The sequence below is a fragment of the Streptomyces sp. VRA16 Mangrove soil genome (assembly GCF_017377775.1).
In the GTDB taxonomy this organism is placed as follows: Bacteria; Actinomycetota; Actinomycetes; order Streptomycetales; family Streptomycetaceae; genus Streptomyces.
Genome location: NZ_JAFVLN010000003.1, coordinates 567,148 through 586,340 on the forward strand (window position 1 = coordinate 567,148; position 19,193 = coordinate 586,340).

Consider the following 19,193-nt stretch of genomic DNA (forward strand, 5'->3'; position numbering starts at 1 on the left):
TGGGGAGTCCGGGCAGGTCACAGGACCTTGGAGAGGAACGCCCTGGTGCGTTCCTCGCGCGGCGCGTCCAGTACGCCCGCGGGGGCGCCCCGCTCGACGATGCGGCCGTCGTCCATGAACACGACGGTGTCGGCGACCTCGCGGGCGAAGCCGATCTCGTGCGTGACGACGATCATCGTGGTGCCCCGGTGCGCCAGGTCGCGGATGACGTCGAGCACGTCGCCGACGAGTTCGGGGTCGAGCGCGGAGGTCGGCTCGTCGAACAGGAGCAGCTTGGGTTCCAGGGCCAGGGCCCGTGCGATGGCGACCCGCTGCTGCTGTCCGCCGGAGAGGCGGTGCGGATAGGCGTCCGCCTTGTCGGCGAGCCCGACGCGGTCGAGCAACGCCCGCGCGGTCTCCTCGGCCCGGGCGCGCGGACGGCCGAGGGCGAAGACGGGCGCCTCGACGATGTTCTCCAGGACCGTGAGGTGCGGGAAGAGGTGGAAGTTCTGGAAGACGAAGCCGATGCGGGTGCGCTGCCTGAGGATCTCGCGCTCGCGCAGCTCGTACAGCTTGTCGCCCGAGCGGCGGTGGCCGACGACCTCGCCGTCGACACTGACCCAGCCGCTGTCGGCCTTCTCCAGGTGGTTGATGGTGCGCAGCAGCGTGGACTTGCCGGAGCCGGAGGGGCCGAGGACGACGGTGACCTCGCCCGCGCGGACGTCGAGGTCGATGCCGCGCAGTACTTCGGTGGCCCCGAAGCTCTTGTGCAGGGCCCTCACCTCGACCATGGGCGTGGTGGTGTTCATCGGGTCGTACGTACCTTTCACGAGAAGGGGTGCTGCGGGCGGGCCCGCCGCTCGGGCTCAGGCGGCGGTGGCGCGGCGGGAGAGGTCGCGCAGGAGCGTGAGGACGGCGCGGGCCGTGGCGTCGTTCTGGCGGAACGACGGGCTGTTCGTCCGCGGCCGGGTGAAGGCGCCGGCGCCGCGCGCGTCGGTGTGCGGGCCGAGGGCGAAACGGCGCGGGTGGGCGGTGCCGTCCCGGTCGAGGATCCGCCCGTCGGCCTGGTCGACGGCGAGGAGCCCGGCGGGTGTCGCGCGGGCCCCGTCCTCGTGCAGGGCGCGCAGCAGCCGGTCCCGGGTGCGGGCGAGGGTGGGCTGCGGCAGCCGTGCCTCGACGAGCGCGCGGGTCTCGATGCGGGCGCCCGGCACGGTGGCGCTGGTGGCGCGGAAGACCCCGTCCTCGGCGGTGACGCGCAGGTCGGCGCCGACGAACTTCACGACGCCCGCGCGGGACAGCGCGAGGAGCTGGCGCAGGCGCGGTCCCGGCGGCCCGGAGGCCAGATAGCTGAAGAAGCCGTGCCACCACGGGCCGATGTCGCCGAGCCGCACGATCTGCCCGTACACGGAGAGCAGCCCGAGGAAGACGGCCAGGTCGGGGCTGTGGCCGGGGTCGTGGCGGCGTTCCAGGTCGTCCGTGATGTAGCCGCGCAGCCCTTCCTGCAGTTCCTCGTGCGTCGCGTACCGCACCCCGTCGAGCGGCCGGTCGAGGGCGGTGAGGTCGAGCCGGTCGGCCGGGTCGGGCACCGCGGCGCCCACGAGGGCGTCGAGGTCGGCGCCGAGCGGCGCCGCGGCCGCGTACTTCTCCTCGAAGACGTCCCAGGCGACGGCCGTGCGCTCGGGGTGGGCGCTGAACAGCCGGTGGTAGTGCGCGTATCCGAGCTCCTTGGCGATGAGCGGCCACAGATCCCGCCGGAAGTCGAACTCCCCCTTCAGGGCGAGGAGTTCATCGACCTGCGCGGGCCCGAGAAACCGCGGCAGATCGGGCCGCGGCGCCACGTCGACCCATCCGCCCCGCTCAGCCCCCGTCTCCGGCTGCGGCCCGGCACCGGGTTCCGGCCCCGCAGGATCGGGCGCGGCACCCCACTCGTAACCGATCTTCGAGTGATACGGCACCCCACGCCGCGACCCCACGTACAACACCGGCTCCCGCCCGGAGGGCACATACGTACCGTCCGCCTCGTACCGCCCGCCCCGCCCCTCGGTGAGCAGCACCATCAGATCGACGAAGGCGAGCCCGAAGCCGCGTACGAGCACGTCCTGTCCGGGTGCGAGCACGCTCAGATCGGCGTCGGCGGTGAAGTCGGGCGGCAGATGCACCAGCCCGTGCCGCTCCGCGTACGCGCTCAACTCGCGCTGCTCGTCGTCGAGTTCGGCATCGAGGTGCCCCTGCGTGAGGAGCACGGCATCGGCGAGCAGCGGGCGCGCTCGCCCTTCGAGCCACACCTGCTGGCGCTCGTGCCGCGGCCCGGACAGCCGCACGGCGCGGCACGCGTGGTGATGGACGACGACACCGGCGGGCAGCGCGGCGACGGCCTTCTCGTACACCCACCGCAGATAGCCGCCCTGCCGGCGCCGGTCGGCGAACTCCCGCCCGTCGATCCCGGCCCACTCGTGCAGCACGGGCCCCGGCACCACGGGCCCGGCCACCTCCACCGTCTCGTCGGTGAACATGGTGACGTCCCGGGCCTGCGAGTTCATCCACAGCAGCGGCGACTGCTCCTGCCGCCAGATGCGCCCGCCACCGGGCGGGAACGGGTCGACGAGATGTACGTCGAGAGCCAACTCTCCTTCGTCGGCACGGGCGTTGGCGGCGATGCGTTCGAGGACGCCGGTGCCGCGCGGACCGGCTCCGACGATGACGAGGGACTGCCGTACGGCGCTCATCGGCGGGTCCCGCGCGCGTAGTGCCGCTCGACGTAGTACTGGCCGGCGCTGAGCAGCGAGGTCACCACGACGTACCAGAGGGTGGCGACGAGCAGCAGCGGGATGACCTGGTAGGTGCGGTGGTAGACGAGCTGCGTCGCGTACAGCAGGTCCTGGACGGCGATGACGCTGACGATGGAGGTGCCCTTGAGGGTGCCGATCAGCATGTTCCCGGCCGGCGGCACGATGGAGCGCATGGCCTGCGGCAGCACGATCCGGCGCCACCGCCGGTAGCGGCTCAGGCCGAGCGCCTGCGCGGCCTCGATCTGTCCGCGGTCCACGGAGAGGATGCCGCCGCGCACCACCTCGGCGGCGTACGCGGCCTCGTGCAGGGTGAGCCCGACGATGGCGACGGTGACGGGACCGAAGAGGTCGACGGTCTTCACGCCGAGGACGCGCGGATAGAGGGCGCCGATGTTGAACCAGAACAGCAGCTGCACCAGGATCGGCACCGACCTGAACAGCCACACATAGCCCCAACTCACGGCGCGCAGCACGGGGTTGGCGGAGAGCCGGAAAACGGCGAGCAGGGTGCCGAGCGCGAAGCCGAGCGTCATGACGAGCGCGGTCAGCCACAGGGTGAGGCCGAGGCCGCGCAGCACCGAGTCGGTGGTGAAGTACTCGGCGACGACGTCCCACTGGAACGCCTCGTTGCGCAGGACGGAGTTGACGGCGAGGCCGAGCAGGACGAGGACGACGACCGCGGCGGCCCACTGGCCGGTGCGGCGGCGCGGGACGATGCGCGGAACGGCGGGGGCTGTCGCGGCAGGCCCGGTGGGCGGTGCCTTGGCAAGGGTTTCCGAGGACATGGGGCGGCTCCGTGGGCTGGAATCCCGGCCCGTACGGTCCTGCCTTCACACCTGTCGGGCCGAGCCCCTCAGCAGCGGTCCCGCACCGAGAGTACGGGGCTCTTCACGCCGTCTGTCAAGGGTGTCCAGAGTATGAGCCGGGCGTCTCGGGCGAGTTGACGCGGAACCGGATGCCTGTTCCACTAATGCCCATGCATCCGCAGCAGTGGCTGGTCACGCGCTCCCACATCGACTTCGGTCGAGTGTGGTCCGCGTCTTGTTGATGCCCTTCCGACGCCTCTGAGCGCGTCGTCTCTCTTCCCTTTTCCTCTCCGGCGTCCCGCACGCCTTACTTCTTCCTCTCCGGCGTCCCGCACGCCGTACTTCGACACACCCTCGCGTCCCCGTACGCGTCTTCACCCTGCTGCACCCTCCCCTCGTTCAGCGATTCCCCCTGCGCTGCGCTCCGCAGTGCTCTGTGTTGTCACCGAAGGGCAGAACTCCTCGCCATGCGCTCCTCCACCCAGCCTTACGCCCTCGCGCTGATCACCGTCGCCGCCCTGGGCCTGACCGCCTGCGGCTCCGGTGACGCGACGAACGACGCGGCGCCCGCGGCGGCCGCGAACGACAAGATCCCCACGAAGGACGTGGTGTCGTCCCTCACGAAGGACCCGGCGTCGGCGAAGCTGCTCCCGGCGTCCGTCCGCGAGAGCGGCAGCCTCAAGATCGCCGTGAGCGTGGGCGGCAACCCGCCGAACTCCACCTACCTGCCGGACGGAAAGACCCTCGCCGGCCAGGACATCGACTTCGCGGACGCGGTCGCCAAGGTGCTCGGCATCAAGCTCGACCGCGAGGTCGCGAGCTTCGAGGCGATCCTGCCCGCGCTCGACAGCGGCAAGTACGACCTCGGCACCGGCAACTTCGGCGTCACCGACGAACGCCGGAAGACCATCGACTTCGTCACGTACATCAACGACGGCCAGGGCTTCGCCGTCCGCAAGGACAGCGACCTGAAGAAGGTCACCGACCTCACGCAGCTGTGCGGCCTGAACGTCGCGACGGGCGCCGGCACCACCTTCGAGACGACCCTGGAGGAGAACAAGGGCCTGTGCAAGGCGGCCGGCAAGAAGCCGTACGACGTGAAGACGTACGCGGAGCCGAGCGCGATCTGGTCGTCCCTCCAGCAGGGCAGGACCGACGTGGTGATGAGCACCATCAACGGCCTGCGCTACGCCGTCGCCCACCAGCAGGGCCTGCGCTTCCTCAACGAGTTCCACCGCCTGGACGTCGGCTTCGCCTTCAAGAAGGGCACCCCGCTGGCGCCGGCGTTCCGCTCCGCGGTGAACCGGCTCATCGAGGACGGCACCTACCGGAAGATCCTGGCCAAGTGGGGTACGCAGCCGTCGGCGATCACCAAGTCCCAGATCTCCCCGCCGGAGATCAAGGACTAGCCGGTTCTCCGGCTGCGGGGGAAGGCTGCGCGCAGCGCATGCCTTCAGGGGCGCGGGGGACCACGCGACCGGCCCCCACGCCCGCACCCGCCGAACCGAGCGCACCCGGCGGACGAAAAGGCGCCCCCGTCCCCCCGCCGGAGGAGAGCGGGGAGAAGGGGGCGCCCCGGGTCAGCGGGAAAGCGCCGGCGTACGTCTCCCCCGAGTACGCACCCCGATGACCTGGTCCATCAGCGCCCCGAGCACATCGCGCACAGAGGCCCGCGCCCGCGCATCGCACTCGACGACCGGCACCCCCTCCCCGACCCCCAACGCCTCGCGGATCTCGCCGAGTTCGAACCGTTCCGACCCGTCGAACCGGTTCACGGCGAGCACGAACGGCGCCCCGTGCGCCTCGAAGTAGTCGAGCGCGGGGAAGCAGTCCTCGATACGCCGGGTGTCGACGAGGACCACGGTCCCGAGCGCGCCCTCCACGAGATCGTCCCAGAGGAACGAGAACCGGTCCTGCCCCGGCGTGCCGAACAGATAGAGCGCGAGCGCCGGATCGAGCGTGATCCGCCCGAAGTCGAGAGCGACCGTCGTGGTCGTCTTGCCCTCGACGCCGTCCAGCGAGTCGACCCCGACGGAGACCTGGGTGATCGCGGCCTCGGTGTCCAGCGGTTCGATCTCGGAGACGGCCCCGATGAAGGTCGTCTTGCCGACCCCGAGCCCACCGCTGACCACGATCTTCACGGCCAGCGGGGCGATGCGTTCAGAGCGCCCTGACATGGTCCCTGATCCTTTCGAGGGTGTGGAGCGGCAGCTCCGCGGGTTGCGAACACGACAGCCTGCCGCCGACGACGAGGTCGGCGATGAGCACCTTGGCGACACCGAGCGGCACCCCGACGGCCTCGGCGATCTGGGCCACCGTGGTGGGCTCCTGACAGATCGTCACGATGCGCCGGTGCTCGAAGGCGAGCGGCGCGCCGTCACCGTCCGGCACGTCCACCGCGACCACGAGCGTCTCGAGGCGCAGATCGGCCTGGGCGGGCAGCGCGCGCCCCCCGGTGATGATGAAGGGGCGCACGAACGCTTCCGCGGACTCGGTGGAGTCACTGAACTCGCTGGACTCGCTCATCGCGGCAGCGTCTCCCGCAGATCGGCGATCAGGGCCGGCGTCAGCAGATCCCCGGCACGCTCGGCGAGCACCGCCATCTCGTAGCCCACGAGCCCGAGTTCACCGCTGCTGTCGGCGAGCACCCCGAGGCAGCTGCCGTCCCGGATCGCCGAGACGAGCAGGAAGCCGCGCCCCATCTCGATCATGATCAGCTTCACGCCGTCGAAGCTGTACCGCTTGGACGCGCTGCGCGCGAGGCTGGAGAGCCCGGAGACGATGGCGGCCAGATGGTCGGCCTCGGTCCTGCCGAGCCCTTCGGAGACGGCGATGAGCAGCCCGTCCGACGAGACGGCCACGGCGTCCCGCACCCCGTCCGTGTTGCGGACGAAGTTGGCGAGCAGCCAGTTGAACGTCTGCGAGTCGCCCCGCGTGTCGACGGTGGTCACTTGTCGCCCTGCCCTTCGGTGTTCTCCTTGCCGGCCCCCTGCTTGGCGGCCCGTTCCTTCTCGGCGCTGATGGCGCCTCGCATGTGGGCGCTGCGCAGTCCGGAGAGCATCCCGGAGACGTCCTCGGGGCTGCGCTCGACGGCCGGCCCCTCGGGCGCGGGCCGCGTGGACGCGCCCGGCTCGTTCACGGCCTTCGCGATGGCGCTGCGCTGCGGGCGCTTGACGAGCCCGTTGCGGGTGCGGGCGGCCGACGAGGTGGACGTCGCGGGGGCCGCGGCCTTGCCTGCGGGCGCGGCGGCGACGGTCAACTCGCGCCTGGGCGCTGGCAGTTCGACGGACTCCTTGGTGTCCGCGCCCTGCTCGACGACGGTCTCCTTGGCGATCGGGGCCGGCTCCGCCCGCCCGGCGGCGACCGCGGGGGTCTCGGCCTCGGTGAGCAGTCCGGAGGGGATGAGCACCCGGGCCACCACACCGGCGGCGGGCGCCTCGCCGAGCCGCACCTCGATGCCGCACTTGCGGGCGAGCGCGCCGACCACGAAGTGGCCGAGGAACTTGGTGGGTTCGGCCATGAAGCTGGCGGTGCCGGAGAGTCGTACGTTGGCCTCGGCGAGGGCCTGGGTGTCCATGCCGAAACCGTGGTCGACGATGGCGATGAGATACCCGGCGCTGGTGCGCCGCCCCTCGATCTCCACGTCGGAGTCCGGCGGCGAGAAGCTCAGCGCGTTCTCCACCAACTCGGCCAGCAGATGAGCGAGTTCGGCGACGACGGAACCGGCGACGCCCGCGGCCTCGACCCGGCGCAGATTGACGCGCCGGTACTCCTCCACCTCGGAGAGAGAGGCGCGCAGCACGTCGGTGACGGACAGCGGCGTCGCCCAGGTGCGGGGGCTCGACTCACCGGCGAGCACGAGCAGGGATTCGGCGTTGCGGCGCATACGGGTGGCCAGGTGGTCGAGTTCGAAGAGGTTGGCAAGGGTGCCCGGGTCGGCGTCCTCGTGCTCCAGCTTGTTGATGAAGCCGATCTGCCGGCGCACCAGGTTCTGGTTCCGGCGGCCGAGGCTGACCAGCGACTCCGTGGCGTTCCTGCGCAGCACGGCCTGCTCGGTGGCGAGGTCGAACGCGGCGCGCTGCACCTTGTCGAACGCGTCGGCCACCTCGCGCACCTCGGCCCCGGCGCGGGCGTCGAGCCCGAGCGGCGCGGGCGGGACGGGCGCCTCGCCGCCGGCGGCGGCCTGCACATCGGCGACGGCCCGCGGCAGCCGCACCCCGGCGACCTCGCGGGCCTCCTGGGCGAGTCCGCTGAGCGGCGCGGAGACGGAGCGCACACAGTCGTACGCGAGGGCGCCGAGGGCGCCGATCACGGCGAGCGCGAGCAGGAGGAAGAGCAGCAGGTCGCGCTGGGCCGCGCTCTCCAGTTCGGCGGAGCGTGCCTCGACGTCGGCGCCGATCGAGACCTGTACGTCCCGCAGCCCGTTGATGGTCGACGTCATCGAGTCCCACCAGGCCATGGGCGGCACGTCGGTGGCGGCGAGCCGGCCGCCACCGCGCACGGCGGTGGCCTCGTAGGCCAGGGCGCGGTCGGCGTCGGGCGTCGCGAAGGCCGTGTCGAGCCGTCGCCGCTGCTCAGCGGTCGCGGTGCGCGGGAAGGCGTTCAGGGCGGCCAGCCGGCCGGACCTGATCTCCATGAACCGGCTGTAGTCGGTGGAGCGGAAGCGCCCGCCGGCCCGTACCGAGCCGAGCACGATGGCGCGCTCCTGGCCCATGAACTCCTTGGCGGTGCCCAGGACCTGGAGCGACTGGTAGGCGTCGCGCAGCCGCGCGTCGTCGACGTCGCCGAGGCCGGGGTCGACCTTGGTGAACGCGGCGATGGTGTTGGTGAAGTAGTCGAAGGTGGTCTTCACCTGGCCCGAGCCGTCGTCCGCGTTCGCACGGATCCTGGCGAGCGCGTCGAGCCGTCCGAGGGCCTCCCGCGCCGCGCCGGACCCGCCGCGGCGGCCGAGGGCGTCCGACAGGGCCGTGCGGGCGGTGTCGGTGGCCTTGCGCTGGACGGGCAGTTTGGCGGCGAACTGCCGTACGCCGCCGACGTACCCGGTGGTGAGGCCGCGTTCCTTCTGCAGCTCGTGGACGAGGCCCTGGAGGGTGACCTCCAGGCGTGCGTTCTCGGCGGTGGCGGCCGCGCCCCGGTACCCGGAGATCTGCTCGGCGGCGAACACCCCGAGGAGACCGAGGAGCACGGCGAGGGCGAGTCCGAGGATGCGCAGCAGCCGCGTGCGGATGGTGGTGGTGCCGGCTCTACGTTTGGAAGGGGATGCCTTCTTGAACAGAACGGTCGATTGGAGATCCACTGAAGTGCCTTATGGAGAGGGCGAGTTGACTGGGCAGAAACGCTGCTTCTGCGCCCGGCCAACGACCCCTCTCCGGCACCGGTCACCGGATCATGTTTTTGTTTTACCTTTCGGAAACAGTTTTACCGAAGGTACGCAGGTGACCCCGTCCCTGCCGTTCGGGCCGCCGTATCTCCGTATACAGGGCCTGCGCTTCACGGACCGCAGTCGCCACGGCCGTCACAGACCGCAGTCGCAGCACGAGCAGCATTCACAGCACTCGCAGCACTGGCACGCCTCGCAGCACGAGCCGTCGCAGTCGCAGTTGCTGCAGCACCCTTCCCGCTTCTTGCGCGACCACGGCCCCTCGAACTCGTCGGCGCAGCACACCTTGCAGGTGCAGCAGAGCCCGATCGCCACGGCGCACCCGGCGAAGAACCCGCGCCTGCCCGGCTTGGGCGGCTGGAACGACGGCCCGCCACCGAACCCACCGGGACCACCCGGGCCGCCCGGGCCACCCGGCCCGCCGCCCCCGTAGGGGTTGTTGGAGTCGTACGGATTCCCCGGCTGGTACGCCCCCGTACCCGTCGGCGCGTACGGGCTCCCCGGCGCCCCGGTCGGCACCCAGCCGCCCTGCCCCTGACCGTGGCCCTGGCCGCCGTCCCCGTGCCCCTGCGCAGGCCCGTGCCCCTGACCGCCGCCGTGCGCGCACGCCGCCCCGCCGAACGCCCGGTCCACGGACCGTCCCACCTCGTGCGCGAGCAGCAGATGCGCCAGCTTCCCGTCCACGAAGTCGACCTCGCGCAGGGCGAGCCGGATGCCGTGCACGGCGTCGTCGGCGAGCCGCCGCGCCTCGGCGAGCGGGGTGCCGGTCGCGGCCAGCGGGTTCCACGCCCCGCAGGCGGCGTCGTCCTCCAGGTCCTCCACGGCGTCGAGGAGGTGCGCGAGCCGCCCGAAGAGCCGGCCCGCCTCGGCGAGGGCCTCGGCGTTGTGCGGCCGTCCGGCGAGTCGCGCCGTGTGCGCGAACGCCGCCGCCGTCGCGGTCTCGGTCGGCTCGGTGACGGTGAGCAGGGACGTGCCGGGCCCGGCGAGCGCCTCGATGCCGCCCTGCCGTTCGACGGCGTCCAGGAGTACGGCGGTGTCGAAGCCGAGGTCCGATCCCGTCCGCGTCCCGGCCCTTCCCCAGCTCGCCGCGACCTTCCGCGCGGCCAGCGCGACCGGCCTGCGCGCGAAGAGCCCGTCGCGGTCGTCGACGTGGTCGCGGACCTTCGCCGAGGCGAGCACCAGCGAGACGGCGGCCGCGAGCCGTGCTCCCTCGCCCTGCGCCACGGACGCGGTGCGCATCCCGCGCAGCGGACAGGGCCCCGCCTGCCGCCGCCAGGACCCGGCGTCCCCGACCCGCTCGACCTGAGCCTCCGTCAGAACGGATATCAGCAAACCGTCATAGTTCGTGACGACCCGGGCGAACTGCCCGTGATCTCCGCGCAGCGCGAGGCACAGGCCGCACAGATGGGCCATCCACTGGGTCTTGAGCTGGTCCCCGAGCCGATGACTGCAGGGCCGGACGATTCCGAACAAGGCGACTCCCCCGCGCGCCGGACGGCAGGGCGTCCCGGCACAGCTTCCCGACAAAGCGTGGTGACGAAGCGTCAACTGAGCCCGTCAACAGGGCGCACGCACCCCGCCGGCACCCAAGTGACCATGAACGACGGCATCGTATCGACCCTTCGTCCGGCTGCTCGTTCACCCGTACGCACCGGTGGTCACCCAAACGCCGCGAAGAATCATATTTCACTCACCGTCAGCAGCTCGAGCCCGTACAGCCCTTGGGAACTCCGGGGCAACACCGTGTTGACTCTGCACCAGTACCGTCACGAAAACCCCGCGCGGCGGCTATCCACTTGGCGCCGCATCCGCATCATGGATGAACATGGGGATGCAGGACATGCGGAACGCAGAGGAACCGCTGTGAGAGGAGGCGTCCATGGGATCGGTGCGCAAGGCGAGTGCCTGGCTTGGCCTCGTCGACGACAACGATGACGAGCGTTACTACGACGACGACTACGACGAGGGGCCCGAGCCCGCCGCAGGGCCCGCCGCCTGGACGACGGACCCGCGGGTGAAGGTCGCCGAGGACCAGGCCGAGGAGGCGGGCCGGCGCATCGGCACCGTGACCCCGGACAGCTTCCGCGACGCACGCCGGATCGGGGAGATGTTCCGGGACGGGGTCCCGGTCATCATGAACCTCACGGCCATGGAGCCGTCCGACGCCAAGCGCGTCGTCGACTTCGCGGCGGGGCTCATCTTCGGTCTGCGCGGTTCGATCGACCGCGTCGCCAACCGGGTCTTCCTGCTGACCCCCGCGGACACGCAGATCGTGTCGGGCCGGGACGCCAAGGTCCAGCAGGACGGTTTCTTCAACCAGAGCTGACCGTCGGGTGGGCGGTGTGCGCCGTCCCGCCCACCCGCGGTCGGACGACCGACGACTCGGACGACCGACGACTCCGGGTCGGACCGGCGACGGCTCGGGGCTATACGACCGACGACTCGGCGCGTGACGGCCTGCGCGGCGCGGCGACCTCGGCCGCCGGGGTCTCGCACTCCATGCGGCGCGGCAGGCGCAGCGCGGCGACGGCGCCGAGGAACAGCAGAATCGCGCTGACGATCAGCGTCACGTGCAGTCCGTGCACGAAGGCGGCCCGCGCGGCGGCCCGCAGCGTGTGTCCCGCGGTGCCCCCGAGGTTCGCGGCGATCTGGTACGCCTCCCCCAGCGAGTGACCCGCGGCCCCGCTCGTCGCCGCCGGCACCCCGTTCACATGCCCGAGGCCGGGCGCGTACGCGGCGTTCATGACCGAGCCGAGCAGCGCGATGCCCATGCCCGCGCCCAGCTGGTACGAGGTCTCGCCGATGGCGGCGGCGCCCCCGGCGTCGTCGGCCGGTGCCTCGGTGAGCATCGACTCGTAGGCGCCGAACAGCGTGGTCTGGAAGCCGAAGCCGAGCAGTATGAAGCCGGCGCCGAGCAGCCACGGCCGGTCCTGCTCGCCCATGAGACAGAGCAGCAGCACCGCGCAGGCAGTGAGCGCGAAGCCGGTCGACACCATGCCGCGCGGCCCGAACCGGCGCAGATTCGCGGAGCCGAGGACGCCCGCGACCATCGCGGCGAACGTCAGCGGCAGCATCCGGACGCCGGTCTCCAGCGGGCTGAGCCCGAGCACCAGCTGCAGATACTGCACGGCGATCAGTTCCAGGCCGACCAGCGCCAGCATGGCGATGACGATGCAGCCGACGGACGTGGAGAAGGCGGCCCGGGAGAACAGCCGCATGTCGATCAGCGGGTGCTCGCGCCGCCGCTGCCGGCGCACGAACAGCACGAGCAGCGCCACACCGGCCAGGAACGGAAGGACCGCGCCCGCGGCGAGCAGGTCGCGCTTGATGCCGAGTTCCTTGATCCCGTACACGACACCGAGCACGCCGAGCGCGGCGAGCAGCGCGCCGAAGAGGTCCCACGGGCCGTCCGAGCGCCCCTTGGACTCGGGCACGAGGACCCGGCACAGCGGCAGCATGACCGCCATCAGCGGGATGTTGATGAGGAAGACCGAGCCCCACCAGTAGTGCTCGACGAGGAAGCCGCCGAGCACCGGACCGGTGGCCGCGCCGATCGCGGCGACCGCGGTCCACACGCCGATGGCGACCGCGCGCTCCTTCCGGTCGGGGAAGACGTCCCGCAGGATCGACAGCGTCGCGGGCATGATCATCGCGCCGCCGATGCCGAGCAGGGCGCGCGCCGCGATCAGGACCTGGGCCGTGTCGGAGAAGACCGCGAGGGCGGAGGCGGCGCCGAACAGGGAGTACCCCATCAGCAGGATCCGCCGCCGCCCGACTCTGTCGCCGAGCGTGCCGAAGAGGATCAGCAGGGAGGCACAGACCAGGGGGTACGCGTCGCCGATCCACAGCAGTTCGACCGAGGTCGGCTTGAGGTCCTCGGTGACCGAGGGCAGGGCGACGTAGAGGATGGTCGAGTCGAGCGCGACCAGCAGCAGGCTCGTGCACAGGACGACGAGGACGACCCAGCGATTGGTGCGGGCGCCGATGGCAGCGATGCGCCCGCGGGCCGTGTTCGTCCCGGACATGTGCGTACCTCCCAGTGGTCCTCGCGTTCGGCGGATCCGGGGGCTGGGGACGGCCCGCGGTCTTCGGTCGGGAGGAGCGGTCTCCCGGCCCCGCTGCGAAAGGCGAGTGAGCCGTCAGAGTACGCGAGTTCGGGCCGGTGACACGTGGCCGAGCTCTCATGGAGCGTTCCGAGGGGTGTGGCGTACGCCACTCGCAGGGAGCGGGCGGCGCACGGAAGCCGAGGGGCGAGCGCCGATAATCGGGGCCGTGACGGACGTGGATCAAGTGGAGCGACAGAACCGGCTCGCGCTGCGGCGCGCGGCGCCGGCCCTGCTCGGATACGCGGGCGTGCGCGCCCTCGGTGTACTGGTGCTCGCGCTGTGGAGCGCCGCGACGGGCAAGAGCTGGCTGACGCTGCTCACGGCGCGCTGGGACTCGCTCTGGTACACCCGCGTCGCCGAGCACGGCTACGGCTGGTCGGTGACGCTGCCCGACGGCGGCGTCCACTCGAACCTCGCCTTCTTCCCGCTGCTGCCCTGGCTGGAGCGTCTGGTGTCGGCGCTCACCCCGCTCTCGTACGGGCAGGCGGGCATGGTGGTGAGCTGGCTGGCCTCGCTGGCGGCGGCCTGGGGGATCTTCGCGGTCGGCGATCATGTGTCGGGCCGCAGGACGGGCATCTGCCTGGCGGTCCTGTGGGGCGCGCTGCCCATCGGGGTCGTGGCGTCGATGGCGTACAGCGAGGCCCTGTTCACGGCGCTCGCGGCGTGGGGACTGTACGCGGTCCTGCGACGCCACTGGGTGACGGCGGGCCTGCTCGCCGCGCTCGCCGGGCTGACCCGGCCGGTCGGCGCGGCCGTCGTGGCGGCGGTCTGGGTGGCGGCCGCGCTGTGGGTGCGGCGCGAGCGAAGGGTCACCTGGCGTGTGGTGGCGGGGGCGCTGCTCGCCCCCGCGGGCGCGGCCGCGTACGTGCTGTGGGTCGGGCACCGCACCGGCGACTGGCTCTTCGGCTATCTCGACGTCCAGGGACAGTGGGGCAACGGCTTCGACGGCGGTCTGGCCTTCGCCCGGTTCATCGGCGACAAGTTCACGTCGGTTCCGGGGGCGCTCGCCGGGACCGGTCTGATCGTCGGGGTCGCCCTGGTCCTCTGGCTGTACGTGACCGGGGTACGACAGCGCCAGCCGGTGCCGTTGCTCGTGTACACGGGCATCGTTCTCGCGCTTGCCCTGTGTTCCTCGGGGTACTTCGGTTCCAAGCCGCGGCTGATGCTGCCCGCGTTCCCGCTGCTGCTGCCGCTCGCGGTGGCACTGGCCCGGCGACGAACCACCGGACCGGTGTGGGTCCTCGGGGGACTCGCGCTGGTCTCGGCGGTCTACGGGGCGTTCTGGCTGAACGGCTCGGGGCCCCCGTGATCGATCATCCCGGCCCCCTGACCGGACGGAGAATTCCGTGCCAGCACGCGGCGAACGCATTGATAAGCGGCCCATAACGAGCCCGCGGAAACGATCACGGAATTCAACGGAACAGCGTTCCCCGGTTATCGGAACCCCGGGAATAAACGGAACGCTGAGATCAATCCCACATCACATCGTCATCACAAAGCCCCTGTTTCGGGCCGGGCCGCCGCGTGCCCGCTGTAGCGTCGATTGGGTGCGTACCGAACGAAACCTGACCCGGCGCCTCGAGCGGGTCTTCGCCCGGCTCGACCGCGAGCCCGAACGGCCGACTCATGTGGTCATGCCCACCATGAGCCGGCACCGCATCGTGCTCTTCGGGCTGACCCTGTCCTTCTACCTGACCATCGTGGTGGCCGTGCTGGCCACGTCGTGGCTGGTCGCGCTCGACTGGCAGGTCATGTTCTTCCGGCCGTACCAGCAGTGGCCGGAGATCCACGCCTTCCTGGACTACTGGGTCGTGCTCGGCCAGCGCGGGCCGACCGCCGTGATGGTGACGGCGTGGCTGGGCTGGCGCTCGTGGCGGCAGCACACGCTGCGCCCACTGCTGATGTTCGGTACGGCACTGCTGCTGCTCAATGTGACGGTCGGCGCCGCCAAGTACGGCATGGGCCGCGCGGGCCCGCACTACGCCACCATGATCGGCTCGAACGAGATGTGGCAGGGCGGCGATATATTTCCCTCCGGCCACACCGCGAACGCGGTGGTGACCTGGGGCATCCTCGCCTACCTGGCCTCCACCCCGCGGGCCCGCCGCTGGCTCTCCGCAGTCTCCGCGGTGATCTCCCTCAGCGTCGGCCTGACCACCGTCTACCTCGGTACGCACTGGCTGAGCGACGTGCTGTTGGGCTGGGCCGCGGGCCTGCTGATCCTGCTGGCGCTGCCCTGGCTGGAGCGGCCGGTCGCCCGGGTCGAGGCCGTCGTCCTGGCGCTGCGCGACCGCTGGCGGGCCCGCCGCTCCGGCGCCGGATCCCCCGCCGCGCCGGTACCGGCGCCGGTGCCCCAGCGCCCCCGGGAGCCGGTCGGCGCGACCCGCTCGTCCACCCGCCCCTCGGCCCTGCTGCCGCAGGGCCCGCACACCCCACGGGGCGAGCGCACCCCGGCGACCCCGGCGGTCAGCAGACGCCCCGCGGGCGCCCGTGGATCGGCGCGAGCGACGGCGGGCGACCCGCAGCGCGCCTAGCACCACGGCCCGTTCGACGGGTCGCCACGAACAGCGGGGCCGGTACGCACAACCTCCCCGCACGACGAAGGCCCCCGGAGCCCGACGGCTCCGGGGGCCTTCGTGCCTGCTCAGCCCTTCCAGCAGCGCCGCACGACGCCGTCGCTGACCTCGAAGTTCAGCCGGCCCACGCGGTACTCCATGGTGATGATCGCCCCCGGCGGCAGCTGCCGCACGGTCGACCAACCCCGGCCACGGGCCTGCCGCTCGGCGCTCTGCGCGTCGAGGCCGACGTAGGTGTCGGGGGTGTCCTGGGGCTCTGCGGGTGGGGGTTGTGATCCCTGCATGGGTGCCATACGGCCACCGTAGGCTCCGTGCGCGGGCGACGCCAGGCCCGCCCGCGCACCCGCACCGAACCGTCCTACTGTCACGCTTCCGTCACAAGATCACGACGAAACGCGACGCGGAGTTTCCTCCGGACTTCCTCACACGTTCGAGGGGTTCCGCACTTCTTACCCTGTTCTTATGCGCCCCCTGTCGCGCTTCCCCCTGCACCCCGGCGGACGGAATTCCGGATGCTCCCGCAATAGCCGCCGCGCAGGCCCGCACCAATTACTGTCGCTGCCCCCGGCCAATTCTTCCGGCATTCCGAATCCCGCGCCGCCACCGGCGAGTTGGACCCGTCCGGGAATTGACTGTCCATGCCAGAAAGCGGGGTACGCCCCCTGTCGCCGCGGGGGTGGGGGCGAGCATCATGGCGTGAGTTCGGAGCAGGCCCGAGGCGCGTACGCGAGGGGGCAAGCGATGGGAACGACCGGGGTCGAGGCCGGGCCGCACCGGGCCGGGCAGGTCCGGGAGCGGCAACCCGGCCGCATCATCGTGGACTGGCTGACCACCACCGATCACAAGAAGATCGGCCATCTCTATCTGATCACCGCGTTCGGCTTCTTCCTGGTGGGCGGCGTCATGGCGCTGCTGATGCGGGCCGAGCTGGCCCGCCCCGGGCTGCAGGTCCTGTCCAACGAGGAGTACAACCAGCTCTTCACGATGCACGGCACGATCATGCTGCTGCTCTTCGCGACCCCGACGTTCGCCGGGTTCGCCAACGAGATCATGCCGCTGCAGATCGGCTCGCCCGACGTGGCGTTCCCGCGCCTGAACATGCTCTCGTACTGGCTGTTCCTCTTCGGCGGGCTGATCGTGCTCGGCTCGCTGGTCGTGCCGGGCGGGGCGGCGGACTTCGGCTGGTTCGCGTACGCGCCGCTCAACAGCCTGACCCGCTCCCCCGGCGTCGGCGCCGACATGTGGATCATGGGGCTCGCGCTCTCCGGGTTCGGCACGATCCTCGGCTCGGTGAACTTCCTGACGACGATCATCGGGATGCGGGCGCCCGGCATGACGATGTTCCGGATGCCGATCTTCACGTGGAACACGCTGTTCACGTCGATCCTCGTGCTGCTGGCGTTCCCGGTGCTCGCGGCCGCGCTGCTCGTCCTGGAGGCGGACCGGCGGTTCGGCTCGGTGGTCTTCGAGTCGGAGTACGGGGGCGCGCTGCTGTGGCAGCACCTCTTCTGGTTCTTCGGCCATCCCGAGGTCTACATCATCGCCCTGCCGTTCTTCGGCATCATCAGCGAGATCATCCCGGTCTTCAGCCGCAAGCCGATCTGGGGCTACACGATGCTGGTCGGCGCGACGATGGCGATCACGGGCCTGTCGGTGGTGGTGTGGGCCCACCACATGTTCGTGACGGGAGGTGTGCTCCTGCCCTTCTTCTCGTTCATGTCGTTCCTGATCGCGGTCCCGACCGGCGTGAAGTTCTTCAACTGGACCGGCACGATGCTCAAGGGCTCGCTCTCCTTCGAGACACCGATGCTGTGGTCGGTCGGCTTCCTGGTGACGTTCCTGTTCGGCGGTCTGACCGGCGTCATCCTGGCCTCGCCGCCGATGGACTTCCACGTCTCGGACACGTACTTCGTCGTCGCGCACTTCCACTACGTGGTCTTCGGCACGGTCGCCTTCGCGACGTTCGGCGGCTTCTACTTCTGGTGGCCGAAGCTGACGGGCAAGCTGCTCGACGAACGGCTCGGCAAGATCCACTTCTGGACGCTGTTCGTCGGCTTCCACACCACGTTCCTGGTGCAGCACTGGCTGGGCGCGGAGGGCATGCCGCGCCGGTACGCGGACTACCTCGCGGCCGACGGCTTCACGGCCCTCAACACGCTCTCCTCCATCGGCGCGTTCCTGCTCGGCCTGTCCACGCTGCCGTTCTTCTACAACATCTGGAAGACGGCCAAGTACGGCAAGAAGGTCGAGGTGGACGACCCCTGGGGCTACGGCCGTTCCCTGGAGTGGGCGACCTCCTGCCCGCCGCCCCGGCACAACTTCGTCACGCTGCCCCGGATCCGCTCGGAGTCCCCCGCGTTCGATCTGCACCATCCGGAGTTCGCGGCGTTCGAGGCGCACCCGCCGTCGAAGACCGCCGCAGTGCACGGTCCAGACGTGCCCGAACAGCCCTGAGGGAGTCGGTGAGCGCGTCCGGCTCCAGCACCTCGAACTCGAAGCCGGTCGACGCGATGTGCCACACCATCACATCGAGGCTCACCGCCCCGGCGCGCAGCAGACAGGTCTGCTCGCCGTCCGCCTCCAGCATCCCGGCGGTGGGCGAGATGCGCTGCCGCGCCTCCGCCACCGGCACCAGGAGCCGCACCACCGCCTCGGTCGCGTAGGCGCGCCGCGAGACGCCCCGGGACACGTACGCGGCGAGGTCGTCGGCGGGCGGGGTACGCGGCCGGAAGCGCGGTCCGTGCGGCGGCTTCAGGGTGATGCGGTCGACGCGGAAGGTCCGCCAGTCGTCCCGGTCCGTGTCCCATGCGACGAGGTACCAGCGCCGCTCGCTGCACACCAAACGCAGCGGCTCCACGGTCCGCCGGCTCGGCTCGCCCCCGTGTCCCACGTACGCGAACCGCACCCGCTCCGCGTCCCGGCAGGCGGCGGCGAGTTCGGTGAGCACGGCGGGGTCGACCGCGTCGGCCCCGGCGGTGCGCAGCATCGACACGGTGGACGAGTTCAACGCCCCGACCCGGCGCCGCAGCCGGTGCGGCAGCACCTGCTCCAGCTTGGCGAGGGCCTGTACGGAGGCGTCGCCGATGCCGGCGATGCCCTGCCCCGCGGCGGTGCGCAGACCGACCGCCACGGCGACGGCCTCGTCGTCGTCGAGCAGCAGCGGCGGCAGCTCGGCGCCCACGCCCAGCCGGTATCCGCCCCCTGTTCCGGGGCTCGCGTGCACGGGATAGCCGAGCTCGCGCAGCCGGTCGACGTCGCGCCGCACGGTTCGCGCGCTGACCCCGAGCCGTCCGGACAGCTCGGGCCCGCTCCACTCGCGGTGGGCCTGGAGGAGGGAGAGCAGCTTGAGCAGCCGCGCGGAGGTTTCCAGCATGCGCGCAGTGTGCCTGGATCCTTTCCGGACCTCTTCGCCTCTTGTCCGTGTACCGGCCGGACGGGCCGGTGGAACCAGGAGGAAACAGCTGATGATGGTCGCTGGTCTCGTTGTGATCGGAGTGCTGTCGGTGAGTGCGTGCGGTTGGCATCTGACGCGGCGTCGCAAGGGCAGGGGCTGAGCC

Annotated in this window: 15 protein-coding genes and 1 pseudogene; 5 read left to right on the forward strand and 11 right to left on the reverse strand. The window is 71.4% G+C overall.

Annotated features, from left to right (window positions below; translation table 11 throughout):
- Positions 1–17: 17 nt before the first annotated feature.
- Genes J3486_RS11955 through J3486_RS11965 form a run of 3 tightly spaced genes read right to left on the reverse strand, consistent with a single transcriptional unit; the run spans position 18 to position 3,553 of the window.
- Positions 18–788 (reverse strand): amino acid ABC transporter ATP-binding protein, encoded by a 771-nt coding sequence (locus J3486_RS11955; RefSeq protein WP_307804782.1) that lies wholly within the window; start codon positions 786–788, stop codon positions 18–20.
- A gap of 57 nt (positions 789–845) precedes the next feature.
- A complete protein-coding gene (locus J3486_RS11960; RefSeq protein WP_207820192.1) occupies positions 846–2,705 on the reverse strand; it encodes an FAD/NAD(P)-binding domain-containing protein in 1,860 nt (619 codons plus the stop codon).
- Complete coding sequence (locus J3486_RS11965) at positions 2,702–3,553, reverse strand: amino acid ABC transporter permease (RefSeq protein ID WP_207820193.1); 852 nt, start codon at positions 3,551–3,553, stop codon at positions 2,702–2,704. The genes J3486_RS11960 and J3486_RS11965 overlap by 4 nt, the downstream gene beginning before the upstream one ends.
- Positions 3,554–4,041: 488 nt before the next feature.
- On the opposite strand from J3486_RS11965, the gene J3486_RS11970 reads away from it, so the two are divergent.
- On the forward strand, positions 4,042–4,983 hold the full coding sequence (locus J3486_RS11970) for an ABC transporter substrate-binding protein (RefSeq protein ID WP_207820194.1): 942 nt from the start codon (positions 4,042–4,044) through the stop codon (positions 4,981–4,983).
- Positions 4,984–5,154: 171 nt separating this feature from the next.
- On the opposite strand, the gene J3486_RS11975 is transcribed toward J3486_RS11970, so the two are convergent.
- The 5 genes from J3486_RS11975 to J3486_RS11995 form a co-directional block, all read right to left on the reverse strand.
- Positions 5,155–5,751: an ATP/GTP-binding protein gene (locus J3486_RS11975; RefSeq protein WP_207820195.1), complete on the reverse strand. Its 597-nt coding sequence runs from the start codon at positions 5,749–5,751 to the stop codon at positions 5,155–5,157.
- Positions 5,735–6,100: a DUF742 domain-containing protein gene (locus J3486_RS11980; protein WP_207820196.1), complete on the reverse strand. Its 366-nt coding sequence runs from the start codon at positions 6,098–6,100 to the stop codon at positions 5,735–5,737. Before J3486_RS11980 ends, J3486_RS11975 begins: the two co-directional genes overlap by 17 nt.
- Entirely contained in the window at positions 6,097–6,525 is a 429-nt protein-coding gene (locus J3486_RS11985; RefSeq protein WP_207820197.1) for a roadblock/LC7 domain-containing protein, read from the reverse strand. Before J3486_RS11985 ends, J3486_RS11980 begins: the two co-directional genes overlap by 4 nt.
- Positions 6,522–8,870: a nitrate- and nitrite sensing domain-containing protein gene (locus tag J3486_RS11990; RefSeq protein ID WP_207820198.1), complete on the reverse strand. Its 2,349-nt coding sequence runs from the start codon at positions 8,868–8,870 to the stop codon at positions 6,522–6,524. The genes J3486_RS11985 and J3486_RS11990 overlap by 4 nt, the downstream gene beginning before the upstream one ends.
- Positions 8,871–9,089: 219 nt before the next feature.
- Positions 9,090–10,427, reverse strand: a complete 1,338-nt coding sequence (locus J3486_RS11995) for a DUF5685 family protein (RefSeq protein WP_207820199.1) — start codon at positions 10,425–10,427, stop codon at positions 9,090–9,092.
- Between the two features lie 406 nt (positions 10,428–10,833).
- Here J3486_RS11995 and J3486_RS12000 point away from each other — a divergent pair, with 406 nt between their 5' ends.
- Positions 10,834–11,280: a cell division protein SepF gene (locus J3486_RS12000; RefSeq protein ID WP_207820200.1), complete on the forward strand. Its 447-nt coding sequence runs from the start codon at positions 10,834–10,836 to the stop codon at positions 11,278–11,280.
- 100 nt (positions 11,281–11,380) lie between these two features.
- Here the strand turns inward: J3486_RS12000 and J3486_RS12005 are convergent, their stop codons facing one another.
- Positions 11,381–12,979, reverse strand: a complete 1,599-nt coding sequence (locus tag J3486_RS12005) for an MFS transporter (RefSeq protein WP_207820201.1) — start codon at positions 12,977–12,979, stop codon at positions 11,381–11,383.
- Positions 12,980–13,226: 247 nt separating this feature from the next.
- Here J3486_RS12005 and J3486_RS12010 point away from each other — a divergent pair, with 247 nt between their 5' ends.
- On the forward strand, positions 13,227–14,369 hold the full coding sequence (locus J3486_RS12010; RefSeq protein ID WP_207820202.1) for a hypothetical protein: 1,143 nt from the start codon (positions 13,227–13,229) through the stop codon (positions 14,367–14,369).
- A gap of 238 nt (positions 14,370–14,607) precedes the next feature.
- On the forward strand, positions 14,608–15,594 hold the full coding sequence (locus J3486_RS12015; protein WP_207820203.1) for a phosphatase PAP2 family protein: 987 nt from the start codon (positions 14,608–14,610) through the stop codon (positions 15,592–15,594).
- 110 nt (positions 15,595–15,704) lie between these two features.
- Here J3486_RS12015 and J3486_RS12020 read toward each other — a convergent pair whose 3' ends face one another.
- The gene (locus J3486_RS12020) at positions 15,705–15,929 is read right to left on the reverse strand and encodes an I78 family peptidase inhibitor (protein WP_207820204.1); all 225 of its coding nucleotides are present in this window, start codon (positions 15,927–15,929) and stop codon (positions 15,705–15,707) included.
- Positions 15,930–16,377: 448 nt separating this feature from the next.
- Here J3486_RS12020 and ctaD point away from each other — a divergent pair.
- Positions 16,378–18,051 (forward strand): annotated as a pseudogene (gene ctaD / locus J3486_RS12025) (cytochrome c oxidase subunit I); the annotation flags it as partial.
- On the opposite strand, the gene J3486_RS12030 reads toward ctaD, so the two are convergent.
- The gene (locus J3486_RS12030) at positions 17,960–19,009 is read right to left on the reverse strand and encodes a YafY family protein (RefSeq protein ID WP_229377841.1); all 1,050 of its coding nucleotides are present in this window, start codon (positions 19,007–19,009) and stop codon (positions 17,960–17,962) included. The pseudogene ctaD and the gene J3486_RS12030 sit on opposite strands and share 92 nt — an antisense overlap.
- Positions 19,010–19,193 lie beyond the last annotated feature (184 nt).